This window comes from Nocardia sp. NPDC050435 (assembly GCF_040655395.1).
Classification (GTDB): Bacteria; Actinomycetota; Actinomycetes; order Mycobacteriales; family Mycobacteriaceae; genus Nocardia.
Map to the genome: position 1 here is coordinate 132,268 of NZ_JBFAJW010000004.1, position 21,001 is coordinate 153,268.

Below are 21,001 nucleotides of genomic sequence, written 5' to 3' on the forward strand. Positions count from 1 at the left end.
ATTTGGCGTTTTGCAGAAGGGTTCCACTCGTGAAAAGAACATTCCGCGGTGTGCTCGCGGGAATCGCGATGACCACCGGCGTCGCGCTGGCCGTCTCGTCCTGTGGGTTCGGTGGCGACGACAAGGCCGACTCCGACACCACCATCAACTTCCTGGCCCCCACCTACAGCGACGGCGCCAACGGCACCAAGGCGCTGTGGGACGGCATCATCGCCGAATTCCAGAAGAAGAACCCCGACATCACGGTCAACCTCCAGATGGAGTCCTGGGACAACATCAACGACGTGATCCGCACCAAGCTGCAGGACAAGTCGACCACCCCCGACCTGCTCAACGTCGACGCCTACGCCAGCTTCGCCGGTGACGGCCTGCTCTACCCGGCCGCCGAAATCGCCTCTCCGGCAACGATCGCCGACATCCAGCCCGGGTTCGCCAAGAACGCCTCGCTGAACGGCACCCAGTTCGCGCTGCCGCTGTTCGCCTCCACCCGCACCCTGTTCTACAACACCGAGCTGTTCCAGCGCGCCGGCGTGGTCAACCCGCCCAAGACCTGGGACGAGCTGACCGAGGCGGCCAAGAAGATCCAGGCGCTGGGCGGCGGCGTCTCCGGTTACGGACTACCCCTGGGCAGTGAGGAGGCCCAGGGTGAGACCTCGATCTGGACCTTCGGCGCCGGCGGCAAGTGGGCCGACGGCGACAAGATCACCGTGGACACCCCGGCCAACCTGGAGGGCGTGCAGGCGATGCGCGCGCTGGTGGACGCCGGTGTGACCCAGCCGAATCCGGGCGCCACCGACCGCAAGGACGTGATCAACGCCTTCATCCAGGGCAAGATCGGCATGATCGAGGGCCTGCCGCCCACCATCGGCCAGATCCAGACCAAGAACGCGGCGCTGAAGTACTCGACCGCGCCCTCGCCCACCAAGTCCGGCCAGCCGGTCACCCTGGGCGTCGCCGATCACCTGATGGCGTTCAAGAAGGACGGCAAGAAGGCCGAGACCATCAAGAAGTTCGTCGACTTCTTCTACTCCGCCGACGTGTACTCCGGCTTCGTGCAGAAGGAAGGCTTCATCCCGATCACCAACAGCGGCGCGGCAAAGCTGGCCGACGACCCGGTGACCAAGGCGTTCGCCGCGACCCTGCCGGTGGCGCAGTTCTACCCGAGCAACAACCCGAAGTGGGCCCCGGCCCAGGGTGCGATCCGCCAGCAGATGGGCACGATCGCGCAGGGCGCGGACCCGGCCGCGGTGCTGACCAAGGTCCAGGAAGCCGCGAAGTAGTCGTGGCGGGTGCGGTAGTTGTTCCGGTGTGTGGAGGCTGAGTCGTGGTGAGTCAACGTAGTTCGAGGACGCGGCAGATGCTGGGCGCGTTGCCCTGGATCGGCCCGACCCTGGTGCTGATAGCCGCGATCGTCGCCTTTCCGGTCGGGTACATGCTCTGGACGAGCACCCGGGACCTGAGCCAGTACGGCCAGGACCGGGGCCCGGCCGGGCTCGGCAACTTCCGCACCCTGTTCGGGATCCAGGAACTGGGCTCGGTGCTGCTGCACACCGTGGTGTGGGTGGTGGCGGTCGTCGGCATCACCCTGGTGCTGTCGGCGGCGCTGGCCCAGTTCCTGAACAAGCGGTTCCCCGGCCGCACCGCGGTGCGGATGGCGATCCTGGTGCCGTGGGCGGCGTCGGTGGTGATGACCACGACGATCTTCTACAACATGCTCGATCCGGACGTGGGCATCGCGAACCGCTTCTTCGTCGACATCGGATTGCTCGATCGCGGTTACGGTTTCACCAAGCAGCCGGCCCAGGCGTTCATCGTCGCCATCGTGGTGGGTGTGTTCGTCTCCATCCCGTTCACCACGTACACGATTCTGGCCGGGCTGCAATCGATTCCGGCCGAGATCGTGGAGGCGGGCCGGGTGGACGGCGCGAGCGCCTGGCAGCGCTACTGGTATCTGCTGCTGCCGCAACTGCGCCCGGCGATCGCGGTGGCCACCATCATCAACATCATCAACGCCTTCAATTCGCTGCCCATCCTGAAGGTGCTGACCGGCAGCATCGCGGGTTTCGGCGCGGACACCACAACCACGCTGACCTTCAAGCTGATCCAGCAGAACCAGCAGCTCGATACCGCGGCCGCGATGAGCGTGCTGAATTTCGTGCTGATCATGGTGATCATCGCGATCTACGTGAAGGTGATCAAGCCGACGCGGGAGGTCGACGCGTGACGAACTCGGTAACCGAAAAGCCGGTGGCCCAGGCGGTTCCGCCGACCGCGCCGACGGTGGCGAAGAAGCCGCGCCGGCGCTGGGATCTGACCGCGGTGGGCGTGGTCGTCGCGGCGCTGTTCCTGCTGCCGTTCGTGGTGATGGTGCTCGGTTCGCTCAAGAGCGGCGCCGAAATGCTGCGCATCCCACCGACCTACCTGCCGCAGTCGTGGCATCCGGACAACTACGCCACCATGTGGGACACCCCGGAGACCCCGCTGCCGTTCAATCTCGCCAGCACCGTGATCATTTCGGTGTGCGCCACCGTGCTGGTGCTGGCCGTGGCGATCCCCGCCGCGTATTACACGGCGCGGCGGCGGTTTCCGGGCCGCGCGGTGTTCCTCGGAGTGGTGCTGATCACCCAGATGATGCAGCCGACGGTGCTGGTGACCGGTCTGATCCGGGAGTTCTTCACGCTCGGCATCAACGACACCTGGCTGGCCATGATCCTGGTGAACGCGGCGTTCAATTTGTCCTTCGCGGTGTGGATCCTGCACAGCTTCTTCGCCTCGGTGCCGGTCGAGATCGAGGAGGCCGCGCAGCTCGACGGTTTGAGCCGCTGGCAGATTCTGACCAAGGTCAGCCTGCCGCTGGTGTGGCCCGGCATCGTCACCGCGACCATCTTCACGGTGGTGGCCTGCTGGAACGAATTCGCCGCGAGCCTGGTGGTATTGACGACACCGGAGAACCAGCCGCTGTCGGTGGCGCTGACCAAGTTCGTCGGACAGTACGACACCGCATGGCATTACGTGTTCGCCATCTCCACCGTGGGCATCATCCCGGTGGTCATCCTGTTCGCGCTGATCGAGAAGCGCCTCGTCGCCGGCCTCACCGCCGGCAGCGTGAAGTGATCGAGACATGTTGGCGCGCAACGGAGTGAGGGCGGTCATCTGGTTGTCCGCCCCCGTGTCAGGCCCGCTTCGCGCGGTAGCATCGAGGTGTGGCCGGGGACCCGAGGGGTGGACGCAACTACGCCGGACTATCCAGGGAAGAGCGGGTAGCCCAGCGGCGGACCAGGCTGATCGATGCCGCGCTGGAACTATTCGGCACCCAGGGCTACGCCACCACGCCGATCGAACGGTTGTGCACCGTCGCCAACGTCTCCACCCGCAGCTTCTACGAGGATGTGGGCAGTCGCGAGGCACTGCTGATCGCGCTGGCCGATCGGGTCTGCACGCGCGCGGTGGACCAGGCGATCAGTTCGCTCACCCGCAATCGGGCCGAGCCGCTCGCGGTCCGGATGCTCGACGCCTTCCGCTCCTACCTCGCGGTGACGTGCGCCGATCAGCGCTCGGCCCGGGTGCTCTACGTCGAGGTGGTGGGGGTCAGTCCCGCGGTCGAGGAGTGGCGGCGGGAGCAGCGCCGCCTGCTCGCCTCCCTGCTGGTCGGCGAGGCACGGCGGGCCGCCGAGCGTGGCGAGATCAAATCCCGGCGCTTCGAACTGTTCGCCCTGGCGGTGATCGGGTCGGTGCACGCGCTGGCGCAGGAGCTGGTGCAGAGCACCATGCCGGGCGGGGCCGTCTCGCTCGACGAGATCTGCGCGGAGATCGCCTTTTTCGTCGACTGTGGTCTCGGCCTGGGCTGAGCCGCCCGCCCGGCCCCGCGTGTGGTCAGATGGTGGCCGTGGAACAGCGGAGGCCGATGCGCCGGGGCGGCAGGCGATGACCGGGCCGATCGACCGCCCCCAGCGGTGGAATCGCCTGCTGGAACTGCTCGCCGAATCGGGGCGGCTCTCGGTGGAGGAGGCCGCCGAGCGGCTGGGCGTCTCCCCGGCCACCGTGCGCCGTGATTTCACCGCGCTGGCCGAACAGCAGCTGGCCACCCGCACGCACGGCGGCGTGGTCGCCACCTCCGTCGCCTACGATCTGCCGGCCCGCTACCGGCAGACCGGCGGCGAAGCCAAGCAGCGCATCGCCGAGCACGCCGCGGGCCTGGTCGAGGCGTCCTCGGTGGTCGGGTTCAACGGCGGCACCACGACCACGGCCGTGGCCCGGGCGCTGGCCGGGCGCACCGATCTTGCCGAGGCCGGCGGCGACCAGCTCACGATCGTCACCAACGCCCTGAACATCGCGGGGGAGATGGTGCTGCGCCCGCACCTGCGCACCATCTGCCTGGGCGGGGTGGCCCGGCGCGAATCCTATGAACTGCACGGGCCGCTGGCCGAGCGCGCCCTGGCCGAACTGCGTCTGGACGCGCTGATCCTCGGCGTGAACGCGATCACGGCCGACGGCGGCGCGCAGTGCCGGCACCTGGACGAGGCGGGTGTGACCACCGAGATGGTGCGCCGGTCCCGGCGCGTCACGGTGGTCGCCACGGCCGACAAGCTCGAGCGCACGGCGCTGGCCCGCATCTGCGGGATCGAGCAGGTGCACGTCCTGGTCACCGATACCGACGCCGACGCCGCCGCGGTCGCCGAGATCCGGGCCGCGGGCGTGCGCGTCGACCTGGTCTAGGCCGAGCCGACCGGCTCGGCCGCGCGCAGCGTGCGCGCCCAGACGGCGAAACCCCACGCGACGAAGCCGGCGTACACGATGTACAGCGTCGCCGACGGGTAGTAGCCGGCCTTCAGCAGCAGCGGGACGCCGACGATGTCGACCGCGATCCAGATCAGCCAGAATTCGGCCAGCCCCCGCGCCATGCCGTAGGTGGCCAGCACCGACCCGGTGAAGATCCAGGCCTCGGCCCACGGTCCGTACGAGCCGATCCAGGCGAACAGCTGAGCGAACACGACGGTGCCGATCAGCATGGCCGCCACCAGCGCCAGGCGTTCCCGGGCGGTGGCCCAGCGCGGATCGACGCCGCGGTGTTCCAGACCGGTCTCGCGGGAATGGCGATACCACTGATACCAGCCGAACACGCTGACCGCGATGAACATCAGCTGCCGCCCGGCCTGCCCCGCCATGTTCAGCTGCTGCGGCGTATTGAAGATCCCGCCCACGAAAACGGTGAACAGCAGGGCGTTACCGGCGATACCCACCGGCCAGGCCCAGACCCGCCGCCGCATCCCGCCGACCGCCGACGCCAGACCGAAACCGTTGCCGATGACTTCCCGCCACAGGATTTCCGACCCCGCGATATGTAATTTGGCGTCCAGCAACGCGTATATCGGGTTCACCCGAGCTACAACTACCAGCACCGCCGAACTCTTCCGCCGTCGCCTCGCGTAATCCGGCGGTTGCATTACGCAATATCGGGGCAACGGGCCGCTTCTAGGGTGACCGCATGAGCACGGATATCGGCCTCGAATCGGCGAAAGCCGAGAGCCCGGGCGGCACCGGGATCCAGATCAGCGGATTGAGCAAGACCTTCCGGGTCGGCCGCCGAACCGTGCGCGCCCTGGACGCGGTCGATCTGCACACCGACCAGGGTGCGTTCCTGTCGCTGCTGGGGCCGTCGGGATGTGGAAAGTCCACGGTGCTGCGGATTCTGGCGGGACTCGAGCAAGCGACCGCGGGCACGGCCCTGATCGACGGGCATACGCCCGCCGCGCTGGTCCGCCGCCACGAGCTGGGCATCGCCTTCCAGGATTCGGCGCTGCTGCCTTGGCGCACAGTGGAATCGAATATCAAGCTGCCGTTGCAGGTGGCCGGTCTGGATCCGAATCCGGATCAGATCGCCGACCTGATCCGGCTGGTCGGACTGGAGGGCTTCGAGAAGGCGAAACCCGCGCAATTGTCCGGCGGTATGCGCCAACGGGTTTCGATCGCCCGCGCGCTCGTGGTGCAGCCGGCCGTGCTGCTGCTCGACGAGCCGTTCGGCGCGCTCGACGATATGACCCGGCAGCGCCTGAATCTCGAACTACTGCGCATCTGGACCGAAAAACCCGCCACCACACTGATGGTCACGCACGGCATCGCCGAGGCGGTATTCCTTTCCGACGTGGTCGCGGTGATGAGTCCGCGCCCGGGTTCGGTGCTGGAACTGGTCGAGATCGACCTACCGCGGCCGCGGTTGCCGGAAATGACGCGCACCCCGGAATTCCACCGGCTGCACGACTACCTGTCCGAGTTGCTGTTCGGCGCGGGCGGTGTGGCGTGAAGCGATTCGGCGGACTGCTCGGCGTGGCCGGGCTGCTCGGCGCGTGGGCGCTGCTTGCGGCGTTCGGGGTCGCGGGCGGCACGATCCCGGCCCCGTGGCGGGTGGCGCAGACGATGTACGCCGACGGATGGGCGCTGTACGGGCCCAATTTCACCATCACCGCGCGCGGCGCGCTGCTCGGTTTCGCCTGGGGCAACGCGCTGGCCATCGGGCTGGCGGTGCTGGTGCTGCTGGTTCCGCCGATCGAATCGCTGGCCACGCAGCTGGCGATCCTGAGTTACTGCACACCGCTGCTCGCGCTCGGCCCGATCATCCTGGTGGTGTTCGGCGGCCGCACGCCGACGGTATTCCTCGCGGCGATGTACTGCTTCTTCACCACCATGGTCGGCACCGTGGCGGGTCTGCGCTCGGCCGACGCCGCCAGTCTGGACCTGGTCCGCGCCTACGGCGGCGGCCGCTGGCAGCGGCTGTACCGCGTGCAGGTGATCGCCGCGCTGCCGAATACGTTCGCCGCCTTGAAGATCGCCGCGCCGTCCGCGGTGCTCGGTGCGATCCTCGGGGAGTATCTCGGCGGTGTCGACAGCGGCATCGGCGTCGCGCTGACGGCGGCCCAGACCGCGTACAACGTGCCGCGCACCTGGGGCATGGCGCTGGCGGCCGCCGCGCTGGCCGGGCTCGGGTACGCCCTGGTGGCGGGCCTGGCCCGGGTGGTAGCGCCGTGGACCACGGCGGAGGCGCGGTGAACGCGGCGCGCCGGGCCGGGCGCTTCCTGTTCCCGCTGCTGCTCTCGACCGTGCTGATGTTCGTGCTGTGGCAGTTGTTCTTGCTGGCGTTTCCTCAGGTCGGGCCGCGGGTCGGGAAGTCGCCCGGTGATATCTGGCGCTATCTGGTCACCGCACCCGGCGCGGCGGACGCCCGCCGGGTGCTCACGGCGGAATTGCAGATCACCCTGCGGGACGCGGGGATCGGGTTCGCCGTCGGCATGGCGGTGGCCGTGACGCTGGCCGCGCTGTTCGTCTCCTTCCGGGCCGTGGAGCAGACCTTCCTGCCGGTGGCGATGATCCTGCGGTCGGTGCCGCTGGTGGCGCTGACGCCGATCATCGTGCTGGTCTTCGGCCGGGGCCTGGGCGGGGTGACGGCGATGGCGGCGATCGTGGTGCTGTTCCCGGCGCTGGTGCTGATCCTGGCCGGTCTGCGCGCGGCGCCCCGGCAGGCCACGGATGTGGTGGCGGCCTTCGGTGGTTCCCGCTGGACCGCCCTGCGCCTGGTGGCGATTCCGGCCGCCCTGCCCGCGGTGTTCGCGGCCGCGCGAATATCGGTGCCCGGAGCGCTGATCGGTGCGCTGATCGGGGAATGGCTGGGCAGCGGAAGCGGTCTCGGCGCGGGCATCATCCGCGCGATCCCGACTTTTCAGTACAACAAGCTGTGGGCCTCGATCGTGCTCGTCACCCTGGTGTCGGTGCTGCTGTACGCGCTCGTGGGCGTGCTGGAGAGTCTGGTGCTGGCCAGGTTCGGGCCCGCGGCCGGAATGACGCAGCCTGGAACCTGACAGTAAAGATCCGGAAACGGGATCTCCCTAGATTCAGCGCATGAACCCCGTGCCATCTCTCTCGACCCGTACGGCCCTGAATCGCCGGTCCTTCCTTCGCTACTCCGCGCTGACCGGCGCCGCGCTCGGCGGCGCCGGGCTGCTGGCCGCCTGCGGCGACGACTCCGCCGACGCTCCGGGCGGCACTACTCCGGACGGCTCCAGGTTCGGCACCGTCGCCGTGCAGCTGTCCTGGATCAAGAACATCGAGTTCGCCGGTGAGTACTTCGCCGACCAGCGCGGCTATTTCAAGGAGGCCGGGTTCGGGGCGGTGAACCTGATCGCCGGCGGCGCGGCCAGCACCTCGGTGGAGGCGGGCCTGGACACCGGCAAGGTCTGGATCGGGCTGTCCGCGCCGCAGACCACCGCGCCCGCCATCCTGGAGGGCCTGCCCGCCAAGATCGTCGGCGCCACCTTCCAGAAGAACCCGTTCTGCATCGTCAGTTCGGCGGCGAAGCCGATCACGTCGCCGCAGGAGATGAAAGGCAGGCGCATCGGCGTGCAGGACACCAACCAGCTGATCTTCGCCGCCCTGCTGGCGGCCAACGGGATGCGACCCGGCGACGTCACGATCGTGCCCGCGCAGTTCGATCCGACGCCGCTGGCCAGTGGGGAAGTGGACGGCTGGGTCAGCTACGTCACCAACGAGCCGATCATTCTGGCGGCCAAGGGTTTCGCCAATACCAACTTCTTGTTCGCCGACTTCGGCCTGCCGCTGGTGGCCGAGACGCTCACCGTGCAGCAGGCCACCATCGACGGCGAGCGGGACAAACTGAAGGCGTTCCTGGCCGCCGAGATCAAGGGCTGGAAGGACGCGGTGGCGAATCCGGCCGAAGCCGCGCGGCTGGCGGTCGAGGTCTACGGCAAGGATCAGAAACTCGATCTCGCCGAGCAGACGAAAGAGGCGACGGCGCAGAACGATCTGGTGGTCTCGGCCGACACCAAGGCCAACGGCCTGTTCACCATGACCGATCAGCTCGTGGCGCAGAACATCGCCGCGCTGCGCTCGGCGAAGATCGACATCGAGGCCGATCAGCTCTTCGATCTGTCGGTGCTGCGCGAGGTGTACGCCGAGAACCCGGGACTGGTGTAACCGCGGTCGCGGCGCCGGAATACCCGGCGCCGCAACCGGCTTCGGCTCACAGCGCGGTGATGAACGCTTGCTCGGCCGTGTCGTAGGCGCGGCTGTCGGTGGCCGGTGCCACGCGCGGTGAGCGGCTCTGGCCGGTGCGCCCGGAGCGGGCGGCGAGCAGTTCGGCGGCGATGGACAGGGCGGTCTCGCCCGCGGTGCGCGCGCCCAGGTCGAGGCCGGCGGGGGAGTGCATGGTGGCGAGGGTCTGCTCGTCGAAGCCGCCCGCGCGCAGATCCTCCATGCGGCGCACGTGCGCGGCGTAGGTGCCCGCCGCGCCGAGGTAGCCCAGTTCGGGCAGGCGCAGCGCGACGGTGAGCAGCGGGATCTCGAACTTCGGATCACCGGCGAGCACGACGATGGCGGTGCTGGAATCGATCTCGCCGGAGGCGGAGAGGGTGTTCAGGTACCGGTGCGGCCAATCCACCACGACTTCCGCGCCGGGAAACGCCTCCGGCGTCGCGTACGTCTCGCGGGAATCGCAGATGGTCACCCGGTACCCGAGTAGTCGGGCCTGGGTGGTGAGCGCGGCGGCGGTGGCGTTGGCGCCGAAGACGATCAGCCGCGGCGGTGGCGCGAAGGACACGACGAACAGATCCGAATCGGGGAGCGCCACCAATTCGGTGTTGTGCCGCTTGCCGGTGATCAGGTGCTGACCGATCAGGTCCGGGTCGGGGTTCCACACCACGGTGAACAGGGTGACGCGACGGTGCGCCGCGATCTCCGCGGCGATGGTGGGGAACTCGGGAAAATCGCGCCGCGAGAACGGTTCCACGAACACGTCGACCATGCCGCCGGTGCTGGAGCCGGTTTCGCCGGCCGGGACGCCGAACCGGTGCATGCCCCGGGCGCCGGTGCGCAGCGCCTCGATCGCGGCCTGCTGCACGGTGCGCTCGACGGTGCCGCCGAGCATCGAGCCGTACACCGCGCCGTTGGCGTCGACGAGGAGGGAGGTTCCGACGGTCAGCGGCCCCGATCCCACGGTCCGCACAATGGTGGCCAAGCCTCCGGTACGCCCGGAATGCCACACCCGCAAAAGGTCATCGACGATGTCGCGCACTGCTAGCTCCGATCCACCCATGCGTCGCTGCCGGGAAATCACGATCCATTCCCGTCGCCAAATCGTCGCACGTGACGCACACCATATCTACTCGAGCGTCCGAATAGGTGGGCCCTTTCGATTTTCTAACAGCATTCGAGGACTGCGAGGTCGAAAGCTTGTGTAAGAGCACAGATGCATCCCGGAATGTGTTGTGAGTCACACGCATGAACGCGGCGTCGGTGGGCACCGATGGCGGAGCGGCAGCGGCGCGGTCCGGTGAGCGGGATGCGGCTGGCATGGCAACACGGTAGTCCGGCCCATGTTGCCAATGGGTTACTACCAGTCGAAACATAGGTGCGATATGGCGAAAGGAAAAGCGCAGCGTGTGAATTCGCGGAGGCGCCTCGAAATTGTCCGGCAAACCCTTTTCCCGGCTCCGGGCCGACCCGACACGCCGAAAGTGAACTATCTCCTGTCGACTGGCGGTGGCGGGTTCCGTATTCGATGCTGGACCGATGACAGACGAGAGCGGACTCGCCGGTTTCGGCGCGCTGCCCGAGGCGGCGGCGATCGACGCGTTGCTTGGTTGTTGCTCGGCGCCGGAATGGGCGCGCGCCGTGGCCGCGGGGCGGCCCTACGCGAGCGACGCCGAACTGTTCGCGGCCGCGGACGCGGCACTCGCGGCGCTGCCGGAATCCGGCATCGACCAGGCGCTGGCCGGTCACCCCAGGATCGGGGCGCGTGCCGAGTCGGCCGCCTCGGCACGCGAACAAGCCGGGGTCGCCCAGGCGGCCGACGGCGTGCGCGCGGCGTTGGCCGAGGGAAATCGGGCCTACGAGAAGAAATTCGGCCACATCTATCTGGTCTGCGCCACCGGGAAATCCGGCGCGGAACTGCTCGACATTCTGCGGGACCGGCTCGGCAACGACCCGGCGACCGAAAGGCAGGTCATGCGAACGGAATTGGCGAAGATCAATCGGATCAGGTTGGCGCGGTTGCTGGGCGGTGCCGCGTGAGCACGCTCAGCACGCACGTGCTCGACGCGGTGCGCGGCGTCCCGGCCGCCGGCGTCACCGTGACGCTCTACGACGGCGGGCAGCGGCTCGCGTCCGAGGTCACCGACGCCGACGGGCGCGTCGGCCGGCTGGGTCCGGCGCTGCCGCCCGGAACCTATCGGCTGGTGTTCGACACCGGCGCGTACTTCGCCGCGCAGCAGGTCGACGCCTTCTTCCCCGAGGTCGCGATCGCCTTCGTCGTCGCCGACGAGCGGCACTATCACGTCCCGCTGCTGCTGTCGCCGTTCGCCTTCTCCACCTATCGAGGGAGCTGACCCATGCACCTGTCCGGCCCGATCGTGTTGTCCGACAACCGTTACGGCAAAGCCGAGAACCGGATCGTGCGGGTCTACCGCGACGCCGCCCGGCACGAGATCCGCGACGTGAACGTCTCGACGGTGCTGCGCGGCGACTTCACCGCGGCCTACACCGCCGGTGATCAGACCAAGGTGCTGCCGACCGACACCCAGAAGCAGACGGCCTACGCCTACGCGAAACTCGCCGGGGCGCAACCGATCGAGGATTACGCCCTGGCGCTGGGGCGGCACCTCGTGGATCGGACCCAGCCGGTGGAGAGCGCCCGCATCGAGGTCGAAGAGTATGCGTGGCAGCGGGTCTCGGTGGCCGGGCAGCCGCACGACCACACCTGGACCCGGCAGGGTCCGGAGGTGCGCACGGCCACCGTCACGGTGGCCGGCCGGGGCGACGCGCAGCGCGCGTGGGTCATCGGCGGCGTCAAGGACCTGGTGATCCTGAAGTCGACCGGGTCGGAGTTCGCGGATTTCCTGGTCGACGACTTCACCGTGCTGGAACCGACCGCCGATCGGATGCTGGCGACTTCGCTTGTCGCGCAATGGCGTTTCGCCGGGGTCGCCGACGTGGACTGGGACGAGACGTACGCCGGCATCCGGCAGCGGATGGTCGAGGTGTTCGCCACCCAGCATTCGAAAGCGCTGCAGCAGACCCTGTTCGAGATGGGCAAGGCGGTGCTCGAGGCGTATCCGGTGCTCGCCGAGGTGCGCCTGGCCGCGCCCAACAAGCACCATTTCGACTACGACCTGGGCCGGTTCGGCATCGAGAACCAGGGCGAGGTCTACCACGCCGCGGACCGCCCGTACGGGCTGATCCACGCCACCGTCGCCCGGGCGGACGCGCCGGATCCGGGCCCGGCCTGGGTGGCCTGACCGGCTAGTTCACACCGCGGCGGAGCACGCCGGTGCAGGCCTGGATGATGTTCTGCACCAGGTCGGGCGCCGTGGTGTGCATCAGGTTCGCGCGCTTGGCCAGTTGGCCGTCCAGCCATAGCGAGGCCAGGCCGTGCGCGATGCCCCACCAGGCGACGGTCACGGTGTCGGCGCGTTCGGGCTCGACCAGCCCGGCCGCCACGCAGTCGGCGACGGTGTCGGCGAGCACGGCGAAGGCGGCCTCCCCGGCGACCGCGGCGTCGGGATGCTTCTCGGGCTGGGACAACTCGGGGCGGAACATCAGCCGGAAGTACGCGGGCTGCTCGCGGGAGAACTGGACGTAGGCCTCGGCCAGCGCGGTTAGCGCCGCGAGCGGCGTGTCCGCCGTTGCGCGGGCGGCCGCTAGTGCGGCGCCGAGCCGCTCGAAACCGTTGGCGGACAACGCCGCGAGCAGCGCGGCCCGGTCGGCGAAGTGGTGATAGGGCGCGCCCGTGCTGACGCCCGCCTCGCGCGCCACCCGCCGCAGGCTGACGGCCGCGATGCCCTCGGTGTCGATCAGGCGCAGGCAGGCGTCCATCAGCGCGCCGCGCAGGGCGCCGTGGTGGTAGCTGGTCCGCGTCACCGTCCGAGCGTATGCGACGACCCCTGGACGTTCAATCCAAGCAGTGCTTAAATGATCTGAGCGGCGCTCAGATCGCGGGCGCGGACTGGAGGGAACAGCAATGGGCACACGTGTGTTGGTCACCGGCGCAACGGGATTCGTCGCCGGATGGGTCATCTCCGAACTACTGGAACACGGGTACGCGGTGCGTGCGACGGTGCGCGACCTGGCCGCGCCGGACAAGCGGGCGCACCTGGCCGCGCGCGGCGGCGAGCTCGAATTCGTCGCCGCCGATCTGGAGCGCGACGCCGGCTGGGCGGAGGCGGTGTCCGGCTGCGCGGCGGTCCTGCACGTCGCCTCGCCGTTTCCCGCCACACCCCCGGCGGACGAACGGGAACTGATCGGCCCGGCGGTCGAGGGCACGCTGCGGGTGCTGCGCGCGGCCGCCGCGGCGGGGACGGTGCGGCGGGTGGTGCTCACCTCCTCGATCGCCGCGATCGCGCACGGCCACGCCCGGCACGACGTGATCCGCACCGAAGCCGACTGGTCGGTGGTGGCCGAGAGCGCGGCGTATCAGAAGAGCAAGACCCTAGCCGAACGGGCGGCCTGGGATTTCGTCGCGGCGGAACAGCCCTTCGAACTGGTCGCCGTGAACCCGGGCATGGTGCTCGGCCCGCTGCAATCGGCCACCGCCACCAGCACCTCGCACGAACCGGTGCGCCGGTTGCTGGCCGGCGCGGTGCCGGGCGCACCCCGGGTGGGCTGGGCGACGGTGGACGTGCGCGACCTGGCGGTCCTGCATCGCCTGGCGCTCGAGCAGCCCGCGGCGGCGGGCAATCGCTATATCGCGGCGGGCGAACACGTCTGGATGCGCGAGCTCGGCGACATCCTCGCCGCCGAGTTCGCCTCGCGCGGCTATCGCGTCCCCACCCGCACCCTCCCGGATCTGCTGGTGCGCGCGGTCGCGCTGTTCGACAAGGGCGTTCGCCTCACCGTCCCCACCCTCGGCGTCGCGGAACGGCTCAGCGCCGACAAAGCGCGGCGCGAACTCGGCTGGACCATGCGGCCGGTGCGCGACTCGGTGCTCGACACCGCGGCGAGCTTGATCGAGCACGGAATCGTGCACCGTCCGCGCCGGGCGGCGCAGCCGGCCGAGGTGTGAGGGGAGTCCCCGATGTTGATCGCGACCATAGTCATCAGCACGATCGCGTTCCTGCGGCGTCTGCGGAACCGGTCCGGCGGCGCCGCGCCGCGCCGGACGCCGGGGCGCTTCCGTGAGATCGTGCGCCGCCCCGCACCCGCCCTCGCCGGGCTGGCGGCGCTGGCCCTGTTCGGCACCGGCGGCGGCGTCCTGCTGGCGTGCTGAGCGCCGCGCCTGGGGATGAATGTGCACGGATCCGGGAGCCGCGCTGAGCGGCCGCACTGTGATGTGGGACGGGCCGACCTCACACCCGTGACGACCATCCGGAATGCTTGCACGGTACGGCCGGACCGGCGACCACCCGCGGTGGACGGATCCGGCGCGCCATGCGAGAAGGAGAGCCAGGGTGACGTCCACACGGTTGCCGGAGAATGTCCGGGCCAGGATCGAGTCGATGCTCGATTCCGTCGACGCCGAACTGAACGCCCATTACCCCGGCCCGGACGGCCGTGACCAGCCGATCCACACGGCCTACATCGGCGCCGATCGGGCCACGGTCGAGACGCCGAAGGAGTGGGGCGCGGCTGCTGTCGAGTTGCTCGACGCCCAGCAGGCGCTGCTGTCCGAGCTCGACGCCACCGACTCGCTGGCCGCGGTGCGGACCCGCCTGGAACAGGAACCGATCCAGGACCTGCGCATCGACTTCGAGGACGGCTACGGCTTCCGCAGCGACGCCGAAGAGGACGCGGCGGCCGCCAACGCCGGCGCGGTCCTCGCGGCGTGGGCGAACGAGGGCGCTCCGGCCAGCTATGGCATCCGGATGAAGGGCTTGGCGGGCACCGAGCGGCGCCGGGCACTGCGCACCCTCGAACTGGTGCTGGAGGGCATGGGCGGGGTGCCGGCCGGCTTCGTGTTCACCGTCCCCAAGATCCGCTCCGCCGGGCAGGCGGCGGCGCTGGCCGCGATGTGCGAGGGCATCGAGCGCGGTTCCGGGCTCGCCGAGGGCACGCTGCGCTTCGAACTGCAGATCGAGAGCCCCCAGGCGATCATCGCCGCCGACGGCACCGCGCCGATCGCCACCATGATCGCCGCGTCGGCCCGCCGGTGCAGCGCGCTGCACTTCGGCACCTACGACTACACCGCCGCGTGCGGCGTCGCGGCCACCGATCAGGCCCTGGATCATCCCGCCGCCGACTTCGCCAAGTCGGTGATGCAGGTGGCCGCCGCGCAGACCGGCGTCTGGATCTGCGACGGCTCCACCCAGATCGTGCCCGGCGACGACCCGGAATTCGCCGTGCGCAACCATCACCGGCTGGTCGGGCGGGCCCTGACCCGCGGCTACTACCAGGGCTGGGACATGCACCCGGCGCACCTGGTGACCCGCTGGCTGGCCACCTACGACTTCTTCCGCAAGGCCATCGATGTCGCGGTGCCGCGGCTCGAGGCCTACCTGGACCGCCGTTCCGGCGGCGTCATGGACGAGCCGGCGACGGCCGAAGCCCTGGCCGCCACCGTGCTGCGCGGGCTCAGCTGCGGTGCGCGTACCGCCGGCGACCTGCCGGACCACCTGACCCCGGAGGTGTTGCGGGCCCTGGTGGCCCGCGCGCCCCTGGCCTGACCGGAGGCACGATGAGCGAGCTATCCATGGACTTCACCCTGCTGCCGGACCTCGCGGTCCGGCCGCTGGGCGGCGCGGTGATCTGGGCGAACGACGAATTCTTCGCGGAGAAGGAGAATTTGATCAATCCGGGTCCCGCGGACTACCGGCCCTCGACCTTCGGCCACAAGGGCCAGATCTACGACGGCTGGGAAACCCGCAGGCACCGCGGTAAACCCGGAGACGACAGCGCTATCGTGCGGCTCGGCGTGCCGGGGGTCATCCGCGGCGTCGTCGTGGACACCGCCTGGTTCAAGGGCAACTATCCGCCCGCGATCTCGCTGTCCGCCTTGGCGATCGAGGGCTATCCCGCCGCCGAGGAGATCGCCGCGCGCACCGACTGGGTGCCGCTCGTCGAGCACGCGCCGGTGGCCGGCGACAGCCGCAACCCGCTGCGCGTCGACGACGAGAACCGCTGGACCCACGTCAAACTCACCATGCACCCGGACGGCGGCGTGGCCCGCCTGCGCGTGCACGGCGAGGGTCGTCCCGACCGGGCGCTGCTCGGTCTCGGGCCGGTCGACCTGGCCGCGCTGGAGAACGGCGCGCTGGTCTTGGACTGCTCCAACCGTTTCTACAGCGAACCCAATCAGATGCTCTATCCCGGACTGGCCCGCGAGATGGGCGACGGCTGGGAGACCGCGCGCCGCCGCGACGACGGAAACGACTGGGTGCGAATCCGATTGGCCGGTCCCGGCCTGATCCGGCTGGCCGAGATCGACACCTCCTACTTCCTCGGCAACAGCCCCGGCGCGGCCCGGCTGACCGGCACCACCGCCGACGGCACCGAGGTGGAGTTGCTGCCGCGCACCGAGCTACAGCCAGATACCCGGCACCGCTTCCCGATCGCGGCGAAGGCGGCCTCGGTCCAGGAGGTCCGGCTCGACGTGTACCCCGACGGCGGCCTGGCCCGCCTGCGCCTGTACGGGGAGCTGGGCGCATGAGCGACCACCTGTACGGGCCGGACCGCGACTTCCTCGGCTACGGCAAGAATCCGCCGGATCCGCGCTGGCCCGGCGACGCCCGCATCGCCGTGCAGTTCGTGCTGAACTACGAGGAGGGCGGGGAGAACAACGTCCTCTACGGTGACGAGCACTCCGAGACCTTCCTCTCGGAAATGACTCCGGCGCAAGCCTTCCCGAACCGGCACATGAGCATGGAATCGCTCTACGAGTACGGTTCCCGCGCCGGCCTGTGGCGCATCCTGCGGCTGTTCGAACGGCGGGGTCTGCCGCTCACCATCTTCGCCGTGGCGCAGGCGATGCAGCGCAACCCCGAGGCGGTGGCCGCCTTCCGGGAACTCGGCCACGAGATCGCCAGCCACGGTCTGCGCTGGAAGTCCTACCAGGAGACCGACGTCGACACCGAGCGCGCGCACCTGGCCGAGGCGGTGCGCATCCTCACCGAACTGACCGGGGCCGCGCCGCTGGGCTGGTACACCGGCCGGGACTCGCCGCGCACCCGCGACCTGGTCGTCGAGCACGGCGGTTTCGTCTACGACTCCGACTCCTACGCCGACGACCTGCCGTACTGGGTGCGGGTGCAGGACCGCGACCACCTGGTCGTGCCCTACACCCTCGACACCAACGACATGCGCTTCGCCTCACCGGCCGGATTCCCCACGGGCGAACAGTTCTTCGCGCACCTGCGCGACGCCTTCGACGTCCTCTACCGCGAGGGCTGCGAGGGCAGCCCGAAGATGCTCTCGGTCGGTCTGCACTGCCGCATCGTCGGCCGCCCCGCCCGCCTGGCCTCCCTCGAACGGTTCCTGGACCACATCCAGTCCCACGACCGGGTCTGGATCCCGCGCCGCATCGAGATCGCCGAGCACTGGCGCACGGTGCACCCGCCCGCCTAGAAACCCGAAGGCCGCCTTGCCCTTTTCGGGGAAGGCGGCCTTCGTGATCGGCGGGCTACTGCTGGGCGGCGAGGGCGCGGCGGCGCACGCGGCGGGCGGCCGCGACCATGTTGCGCAGCGACGGCTCCAGCTGCCAGTAGTGGCGAGTCTTCAGGCCGCCGTCCGGATTGGCCCAGACCCGTTCCGGGGTAACGGCTTCGGCGGCCGCGGTGAGCAACTCGTCCAGCTCGTCGATGTCCGGGATACGGGCCGAACGGCTCTCGTAGACGCCGGGGCCGACACCGTGGCTCAGGCCCTGACCCTCCGCGCAGTCCTCGGTGAGCGCCTTGAGCACCCACTCGATCGAGCGGGTCGCGACGATCGCGGTGACGTCGCAGTCCAGCTCCTCGATCGCCGCCACCACCTCGGTGCGACCGGAATAGGCGATGTGGGTGTGGATCTGGGTCTCGGGCCGCACGCCGGAGGTGGCCAGCCGGAACGCGCCGACCGCCCAGCGCAGGAACTCCGCGCGACCCTCCGGGCGCAACGGCAGCAGCTCGCGCAGGGCGGGCTCGTCGACCTGGATGATCGAGATGCCCGCGCGCTCCAGATCCACCACCTCGTCCCGGATGGCCAGCGCCACCTGGTCGGCGGTCTCGTAGAGCGGCTGATCCTGGCGCACGAACGAACGCGCCACCATGGTGACCGGGCCGGTGACCATGCCCTTGACCGGCTTGTCGGTCAGCGACTGGGCGTAGGTGATCCAATCCACCGACATCGCCGCCGGCCGCGAGACGTCGCCGTAGATGATCGGCGGTCGCACACAGCGGGATCCGTACACCTGCACCCAGCCGAAGTGGGTGGTCGCGAAGCCGTCGAGCAGCTCGGCGAAGTACTGGATCATGTCGTTGCGCTCGTGCTCGCCGTGCACCAGCACGTCCAGGCCGATGTCCTCCTGCAATCGGATGGTGGCCTCGATCTCGGCCTCGATCCGCTTGCGGTAGTCGTCGTAGGACAGCCGGCCCTGGCCCAGATCGTAACGGGCTTGGCGGATCCGGTCGGTCTGCGGGAATGAACCGAGCGTGGTCGCGGGCACCAGCGGCAGATTGAGCTTGGCCTGCTGGGCCTCCCGGCGCACCTCGTACGGCTCGCGCTCGCGCATCTCCGGCGTCACGGCGTAAACCCGTTGCCGCACCGCGTGTTTCTGCTTGAAATGCACCTCGGTGGGCCGCTTGCGCCACTTGTCCGAGGGGCCCTCGGTCAGCGCCTTGGCGAGCGAAACCACCTCGCCCACTTTTTGTTTCGCGAACGCCAGCCGGTCGGCGACATTGCCCTCGATCTCGTACTCGACGAGCAGGTCGTAGGGCACGTGCAGCAGCGTGGTGCCGGTGGAGACCACCAGGTCCGGGCACACCTGCGCCAGCGCGTTCAGGTACTCCAGGGTCACGTAGCGGTCGGCCCGCCACACGTTCTTGCCGCTGATCACGCCCGCGTAGAGGCGCTTGCGCCGGATGCCGGGGATCGCGGCCAGCTCCTCGGGCTGGATCCGGTAGCTGGCCAGATCCAGGCCGATCGCCTCGACATGGGTCTGCGCCAGGATCCGCAGCGCCTCACCGAAATCGCCGTACTGGCCGGTGACCAGGATGCGCGGCCGCAGCGGGGCCTTGGATAGTCGCTCGTAGGCCGCGCCGAACGCGGCCAGTTCGGCCTCGCTGCGCTCGCTGGTGAAGGACGGCTCGTCGAGCTGCACACAGGTCGCGCCGCGCTTGGCCAGCACCTCGAACAGTTCCTCGTACACCGGCAGCAGCCGGTCCAGCAGGCCCAGGGTGTCGAACTCCGGCTCGCCGGGCACGTGCCCGGCCTTGGACAGCAGCAGCAGCGACAGCGGGCCCAGCACGACCGGCCGCAACTCGATGCCCTTGGCCTTGGCCCGGTCGAACTCGTCCAGCAGCGCCTCGGCGTGCAGCGAGAACGCGGTGTCCGCGGTCAGCTCGGGCTGGCGGTAGTGGTAGTTGGTGTTGAAGAACCGGACCAGTTCCAGCGGCGGCAGATCGGGCCGGCCGCGCGCCATCAGGAAGTAGAAGTCCAGCGGATCCATCACGTCCTGATAGACGCCGAAGCGTTCCGGGACCGCGCCGAAGAGCAGCGCGTTGTCCAGGACGTGGTCGTAGAAGGAGAAGGTGTTGCCGGGCACCTGGGTCAGGCCGGTGGCGGCCAGCTCGCTGAACTGGCTCTCCTGGATGTCACGGCCGACTTCGAGGAGTTCCTCGCGCGGGATCGCACCGCGCCAATAGGCCTCGAGTGCCCGCTTGAGTTCTCGGTGCGATCCGATCCTCGGGTAGCCGAGGATGCTGGATCCGTAGCCGTCGGTCACGTTCACCATGAGCGCTGCTCCCTTTCGATGCCTATGCGGCGCCCACCACGAGAATGGACGCCGCACATGTTGCGCTTGGGTTGCCGAAGTTCGATATCAGGCGCGGTTGTACTGGTAGAAGCCCGCGCCGGTCTTTTTGCCGAGCAATCCGGCTTCGACCATACGCATCAGCAGCGGCGGGGCCGAGTACAGCGGCTCCTTGAATTCCTGATACATCGAATCGGCGATCGACTTCACGGTGTCCAGGCCGACCAGATCGGTCAGCGCCAGCGGGCCCATCGGGTGGGCACAGCCCAGCACCATGGCCTTGTCGACGTCTTCCTTGGTGGCGAAGCCGGATTCGACCATGCGGATCGCGGAGAGCAGGTACGGCACCAGCAGCGCGTTGACCACGAAGCCGGAGCGGTCGGCCGAGCGCACGACCTGCTTGCCGAGGACCTCGGCGGCGAACTGCTCGGCGCGCTGGGACACGGCCTCGGTGGTCTTGAGCGTGGTGACCAGCTCGACCAGCGGCAGCACCGGCACCGGGTTGAAGAAGTGCATGCCGACCACGCGCTCGGGGTTGGCGGTCGCGACGGCGATCTTCATGATCGGGATGGAGGAGGTGTTGGAGGCCAGCACCGCGTTCGGGTCGGTGACGACCTTGTCCAGCTCGGCGAAGATCGAGGTCTTCACCTCTTCGTTCTCCAGCACGGCCTCCACGACCAGCTGGCGGTCGGCGAAATCGCCGAGATCGGAGGTGAAGCGCAGCCGCCAGGCCGCCTGCTCCCGCTCGCGCTCGGTGATCTTGCCGCTGCTCACGCCGCGGTCCAGCGACCGCAGGATGCGGGCGCGACCGGCGGCCGCGAGTTCCCGGGTCTGTTCGTAGACGAGCACGTCGACATGCGCCCGGGCGCACACCTCCGCGATTCCGGCACCCATCTGTCCGGCGCCGATGATGCCGACGCGCTGAATCTTCTCGCTCACGGTCCCGCTCCTGCTGGGTTGTTCTGGCTGTGGGGTGGCTCTGGGGGGATCAAAGTCAAATCTAAAGGGAAGCCCTCCCCGCCGAGGGCTGTTCAGCGGGGAGGGCGGTACACCCCTACTGGGGAT

Annotated in this window: 22 protein-coding genes; 17 read left to right on the forward strand and 5 right to left on the reverse strand. The window is 69.3% G+C overall.

Annotated features, from left to right (window positions below):
• Positions 1-29: 29 nt before the first annotated feature.
• The 5 genes from AB0I43_RS13170 to AB0I43_RS13190 all read left to right on the forward strand — a co-directional run bounded on the left by AB0I43_RS13170 (position 30) and on the right by AB0I43_RS13190 (position 4,716).
• The gene (locus tag AB0I43_RS13170) at positions 30-1,280 is read left to right on the forward strand and encodes an extracellular solute-binding protein (protein WP_356973686.1); all 1,251 of its coding nucleotides are present in this window, start codon (positions 30-32) and stop codon (positions 1,278-1,280) included.
• Between the two features lie 77 nt (positions 1,281-1,357).
• Positions 1,358-2,224, forward strand: coding sequence for a sugar ABC transporter permease (locus AB0I43_RS13175; protein WP_356973685.1), 867 nt, complete (start codon positions 1,358-1,360; stop codon positions 2,222-2,224).
• A complete protein-coding gene (locus tag AB0I43_RS13180; protein WP_357432068.1) occupies positions 2,221-3,114 on the forward strand; it encodes a carbohydrate ABC transporter permease in 894 nt (297 codons plus the stop codon). The genes AB0I43_RS13175 and AB0I43_RS13180 overlap by 4 nt, the downstream gene beginning before the upstream one ends.
• Before the next feature lie 89 nt (positions 3,115-3,203).
• Positions 3,204-3,848, forward strand: a complete 645-nt coding sequence (locus tag AB0I43_RS13185) for a TetR/AcrR family transcriptional regulator (RefSeq protein WP_357432070.1) — start codon at positions 3,204-3,206, stop codon at positions 3,846-3,848.
• Positions 3,849-3,924: 76 nt separating this feature from the next.
• Entirely contained in the window at positions 3,925-4,716 is a 792-nt protein-coding gene (locus AB0I43_RS13190) for a DeoR/GlpR family DNA-binding transcription regulator (protein ID WP_356973682.1), read from the forward strand.
• Here AB0I43_RS13190 and pnuC read toward each other — a convergent pair.
• Positions 4,713-5,378, reverse strand: a complete 666-nt coding sequence (pnuC, locus tag AB0I43_RS13195; RefSeq protein ID WP_357432279.1) for a nicotinamide riboside transporter PnuC — start codon at positions 5,376-5,378, stop codon at positions 4,713-4,715. The two genes, AB0I43_RS13190 and pnuC, sit on opposite strands and share 4 nt — an antisense overlap.
• 107 nt (positions 5,379-5,485) lie before the next feature.
• Here pnuC and AB0I43_RS13200 point away from each other — a divergent pair, with 107 nt between their 5' ends.
• From AB0I43_RS13200 to AB0I43_RS13215, 4 genes are read left to right on the forward strand one after another with little or no spacing between them, the layout of a single operon-like run.
• On the forward strand, positions 5,486-6,301 hold the full coding sequence (locus AB0I43_RS13200; protein ID WP_357432072.1) for an ABC transporter ATP-binding protein: 816 nt from the start codon (positions 5,486-5,488) through the stop codon (positions 6,299-6,301).
• The gene (locus AB0I43_RS13205; protein ID WP_357432074.1) at positions 6,298-7,044 is read left to right on the forward strand and encodes an ABC transporter permease subunit; all 747 of its coding nucleotides are present in this window, start codon (positions 6,298-6,300) and stop codon (positions 7,042-7,044) included. Before AB0I43_RS13200 ends, AB0I43_RS13205 begins: the two co-directional genes overlap by 4 nt.
• Entirely contained in the window at positions 7,020-7,850 is an 831-nt protein-coding gene (locus AB0I43_RS13210; protein ID WP_356973678.1) for an ABC transporter permease subunit, read from the forward strand. The genes AB0I43_RS13205 and AB0I43_RS13210 overlap by 25 nt, the downstream gene beginning before the upstream one ends.
• A gap of 40 nt (positions 7,851-7,890) precedes the next feature.
• Complete coding sequence (locus AB0I43_RS13215; protein ID WP_357432076.1) at positions 7,891-8,982, forward strand: ABC transporter substrate-binding protein; 1,092 nt, start codon at positions 7,891-7,893, stop codon at positions 8,980-8,982.
• 46 nt (positions 8,983-9,028) lie between these two features.
• On the opposite strand, the gene AB0I43_RS13220 is transcribed toward AB0I43_RS13215, so the two are convergent.
• On the reverse strand, positions 9,029-10,099 hold the full coding sequence (locus tag AB0I43_RS13220) for an XdhC family protein (protein WP_357432077.1): 1,071 nt from the start codon (positions 10,097-10,099) through the stop codon (positions 9,029-9,031).
• A 476-nt stretch (positions 10,100-10,575) separates the two neighbouring features.
• Between AB0I43_RS13220 and uraD the strand changes: the two genes are divergently transcribed.
• From uraD to pucL, 3 genes are read left to right on the forward strand one after another with little or no spacing between them, the layout of a single operon-like run.
• The gene (uraD, locus tag AB0I43_RS13225; protein WP_357432079.1) at positions 10,576-11,076 is read left to right on the forward strand and encodes a 2-oxo-4-hydroxy-4-carboxy-5-ureidoimidazoline decarboxylase; all 501 of its coding nucleotides are present in this window, start codon (positions 10,576-10,578) and stop codon (positions 11,074-11,076) included.
• Complete coding sequence (gene uraH / locus AB0I43_RS13230) at positions 11,073-11,390, forward strand: hydroxyisourate hydrolase (RefSeq protein WP_357432081.1); 318 nt, start codon at positions 11,073-11,075, stop codon at positions 11,388-11,390. Before uraD ends, uraH begins: the two co-directional genes overlap by 4 nt.
• Before the next feature lie 3 nt (positions 11,391-11,393).
• Positions 11,394-12,299 (forward strand): factor-independent urate hydroxylase, encoded by a 906-nt coding sequence (pucL, locus tag AB0I43_RS13235; RefSeq protein WP_357432083.1) that lies wholly within the window; start codon positions 11,394-11,396, stop codon positions 12,297-12,299.
• 4 nt (positions 12,300-12,303) lie between these two features.
• Here pucL and AB0I43_RS13240 read toward each other — a convergent pair whose 3' ends face one another.
• Positions 12,304-12,921: a TetR/AcrR family transcriptional regulator gene (locus tag AB0I43_RS13240; RefSeq protein WP_357432085.1), complete on the reverse strand. Its 618-nt coding sequence runs from the start codon at positions 12,919-12,921 to the stop codon at positions 12,304-12,306.
• Positions 12,922-13,021: 100 nt separating this feature from the next.
• On the opposite strand from AB0I43_RS13240, the gene AB0I43_RS13245 reads away from it, so the two are divergent.
• From AB0I43_RS13245 to puuE, 5 genes are all read left to right on the forward strand, one after another.
• Entirely contained in the window at positions 13,022-14,062 is a 1,041-nt protein-coding gene (locus AB0I43_RS13245) for an aldehyde reductase (protein WP_357432087.1), read from the forward strand.
• Between the two features lie 12 nt (positions 14,063-14,074).
• A complete protein-coding gene (locus AB0I43_RS13250; RefSeq protein ID WP_357432089.1) occupies positions 14,075-14,266 on the forward strand; it encodes a hypothetical protein in 192 nt (63 codons plus the stop codon).
• Positions 14,267-14,447: 181 nt separating this feature from the next.
• Positions 14,448-15,659 carry an aldolase/citrate lyase family protein gene (locus tag AB0I43_RS13255; RefSeq protein WP_356973669.1) on the forward strand — a complete coding sequence of 404 codons (1,212 nt, stop codon included), beginning with the start codon at positions 14,448-14,450 and terminating at the stop codon, positions 15,657-15,659.
• 11 nt (positions 15,660-15,670) lie between these two features.
• The gene (gene alc / locus AB0I43_RS13260; RefSeq protein ID WP_357432091.1) at positions 15,671-16,642 is read left to right on the forward strand and encodes an allantoicase; all 972 of its coding nucleotides are present in this window, start codon (positions 15,671-15,673) and stop codon (positions 16,640-16,642) included.
• Positions 16,639-17,556, forward strand: a complete 918-nt coding sequence (gene puuE / locus AB0I43_RS13265) for an allantoinase PuuE (RefSeq protein ID WP_357432093.1) — start codon at positions 16,639-16,641, stop codon at positions 17,554-17,556. Before alc ends, puuE begins: the two co-directional genes overlap by 4 nt.
• Positions 17,557-17,611: 55 nt before the next feature.
• On the opposite strand, the gene metE is transcribed toward puuE, so the two are convergent.
• Positions 17,612-19,918, reverse strand: a complete 2,307-nt coding sequence (gene metE, locus AB0I43_RS13270; RefSeq protein ID WP_356973666.1) for a 5-methyltetrahydropteroyltriglutamate--homocysteine S-methyltransferase — start codon at positions 19,916-19,918, stop codon at positions 17,612-17,614.
• An 87-nt stretch (positions 19,919-20,005) separates the two neighbouring features.
• The gene (locus AB0I43_RS13275; protein WP_356973665.1) at positions 20,006-20,875 is read right to left on the reverse strand and encodes a 3-hydroxybutyryl-CoA dehydrogenase; all 870 of its coding nucleotides are present in this window, start codon (positions 20,873-20,875) and stop codon (positions 20,006-20,008) included.
• Positions 20,876-21,001 lie beyond the last annotated feature (126 nt).

Excerpts from the sequence above, each read along its gene's own strand:
- alc (WP_357432091.1), top strand. The coding sequence starts at position 15,671 with ATGAGCGAGCTATCCATGGACTTCACCCTGCTGCCGGACCTCGCGGTC.
- AB0I43_RS13250 (WP_357432089.1), top strand. The coding sequence starts at position 14,075 with ATGTTGATCGCGACCATAGTCATCAGCACGATCGCGTTCCTGCGGCGT.
- metE (WP_356973666.1), bottom strand. The coding sequence starts at position 19,918 with ATGGTGAACGTGACCGACGGCTACGGATCCAGCATCCTCGGCTACCCG.
- AB0I43_RS13190 (WP_356973682.1), top strand. The coding sequence starts at position 3,925 with ATGACCGGGCCGATCGACCGCCCCCAGCGGTGGAATCGCCTGCTGGAA.
- pucL (WP_357432083.1), top strand. The coding sequence starts at position 11,394 with ATGCACCTGTCCGGCCCGATCGTGTTGTCCGACAACCGTTACGGCAAA.
- AB0I43_RS13220 (WP_357432077.1), bottom strand. The coding sequence starts at position 10,099 with ATGGGTGGATCGGAGCTAGCAGTGCGCGACATCGTCGATGACCTTTTG.
- puuE (WP_357432093.1), top strand. The coding sequence starts at position 16,639 with ATGAGCGACCACCTGTACGGGCCGGACCGCGACTTCCTCGGCTACGGC.
- AB0I43_RS13245 (WP_357432087.1), top strand. The coding sequence starts at position 13,022 with ATGGGCACACGTGTGTTGGTCACCGGCGCAACGGGATTCGTCGCCGGA.
- AB0I43_RS13175 (WP_356973685.1), top strand. The coding sequence starts at position 1,358 with ATGCTGGGCGCGTTGCCCTGGATCGGCCCGACCCTGGTGCTGATAGCC.
- AB0I43_RS13200 (WP_357432072.1), top strand. The coding sequence starts at position 5,486 with ATGAGCACGGATATCGGCCTCGAATCGGCGAAAGCCGAGAGCCCGGGC.
- AB0I43_RS13215 (WP_357432076.1), top strand. The coding sequence starts at position 7,891 with ATGAACCCCGTGCCATCTCTCTCGACCCGTACGGCCCTGAATCGCCGG.
- uraD (WP_357432079.1), top strand. The coding sequence starts at position 10,576 with ATGACAGACGAGAGCGGACTCGCCGGTTTCGGCGCGCTGCCCGAGGCG.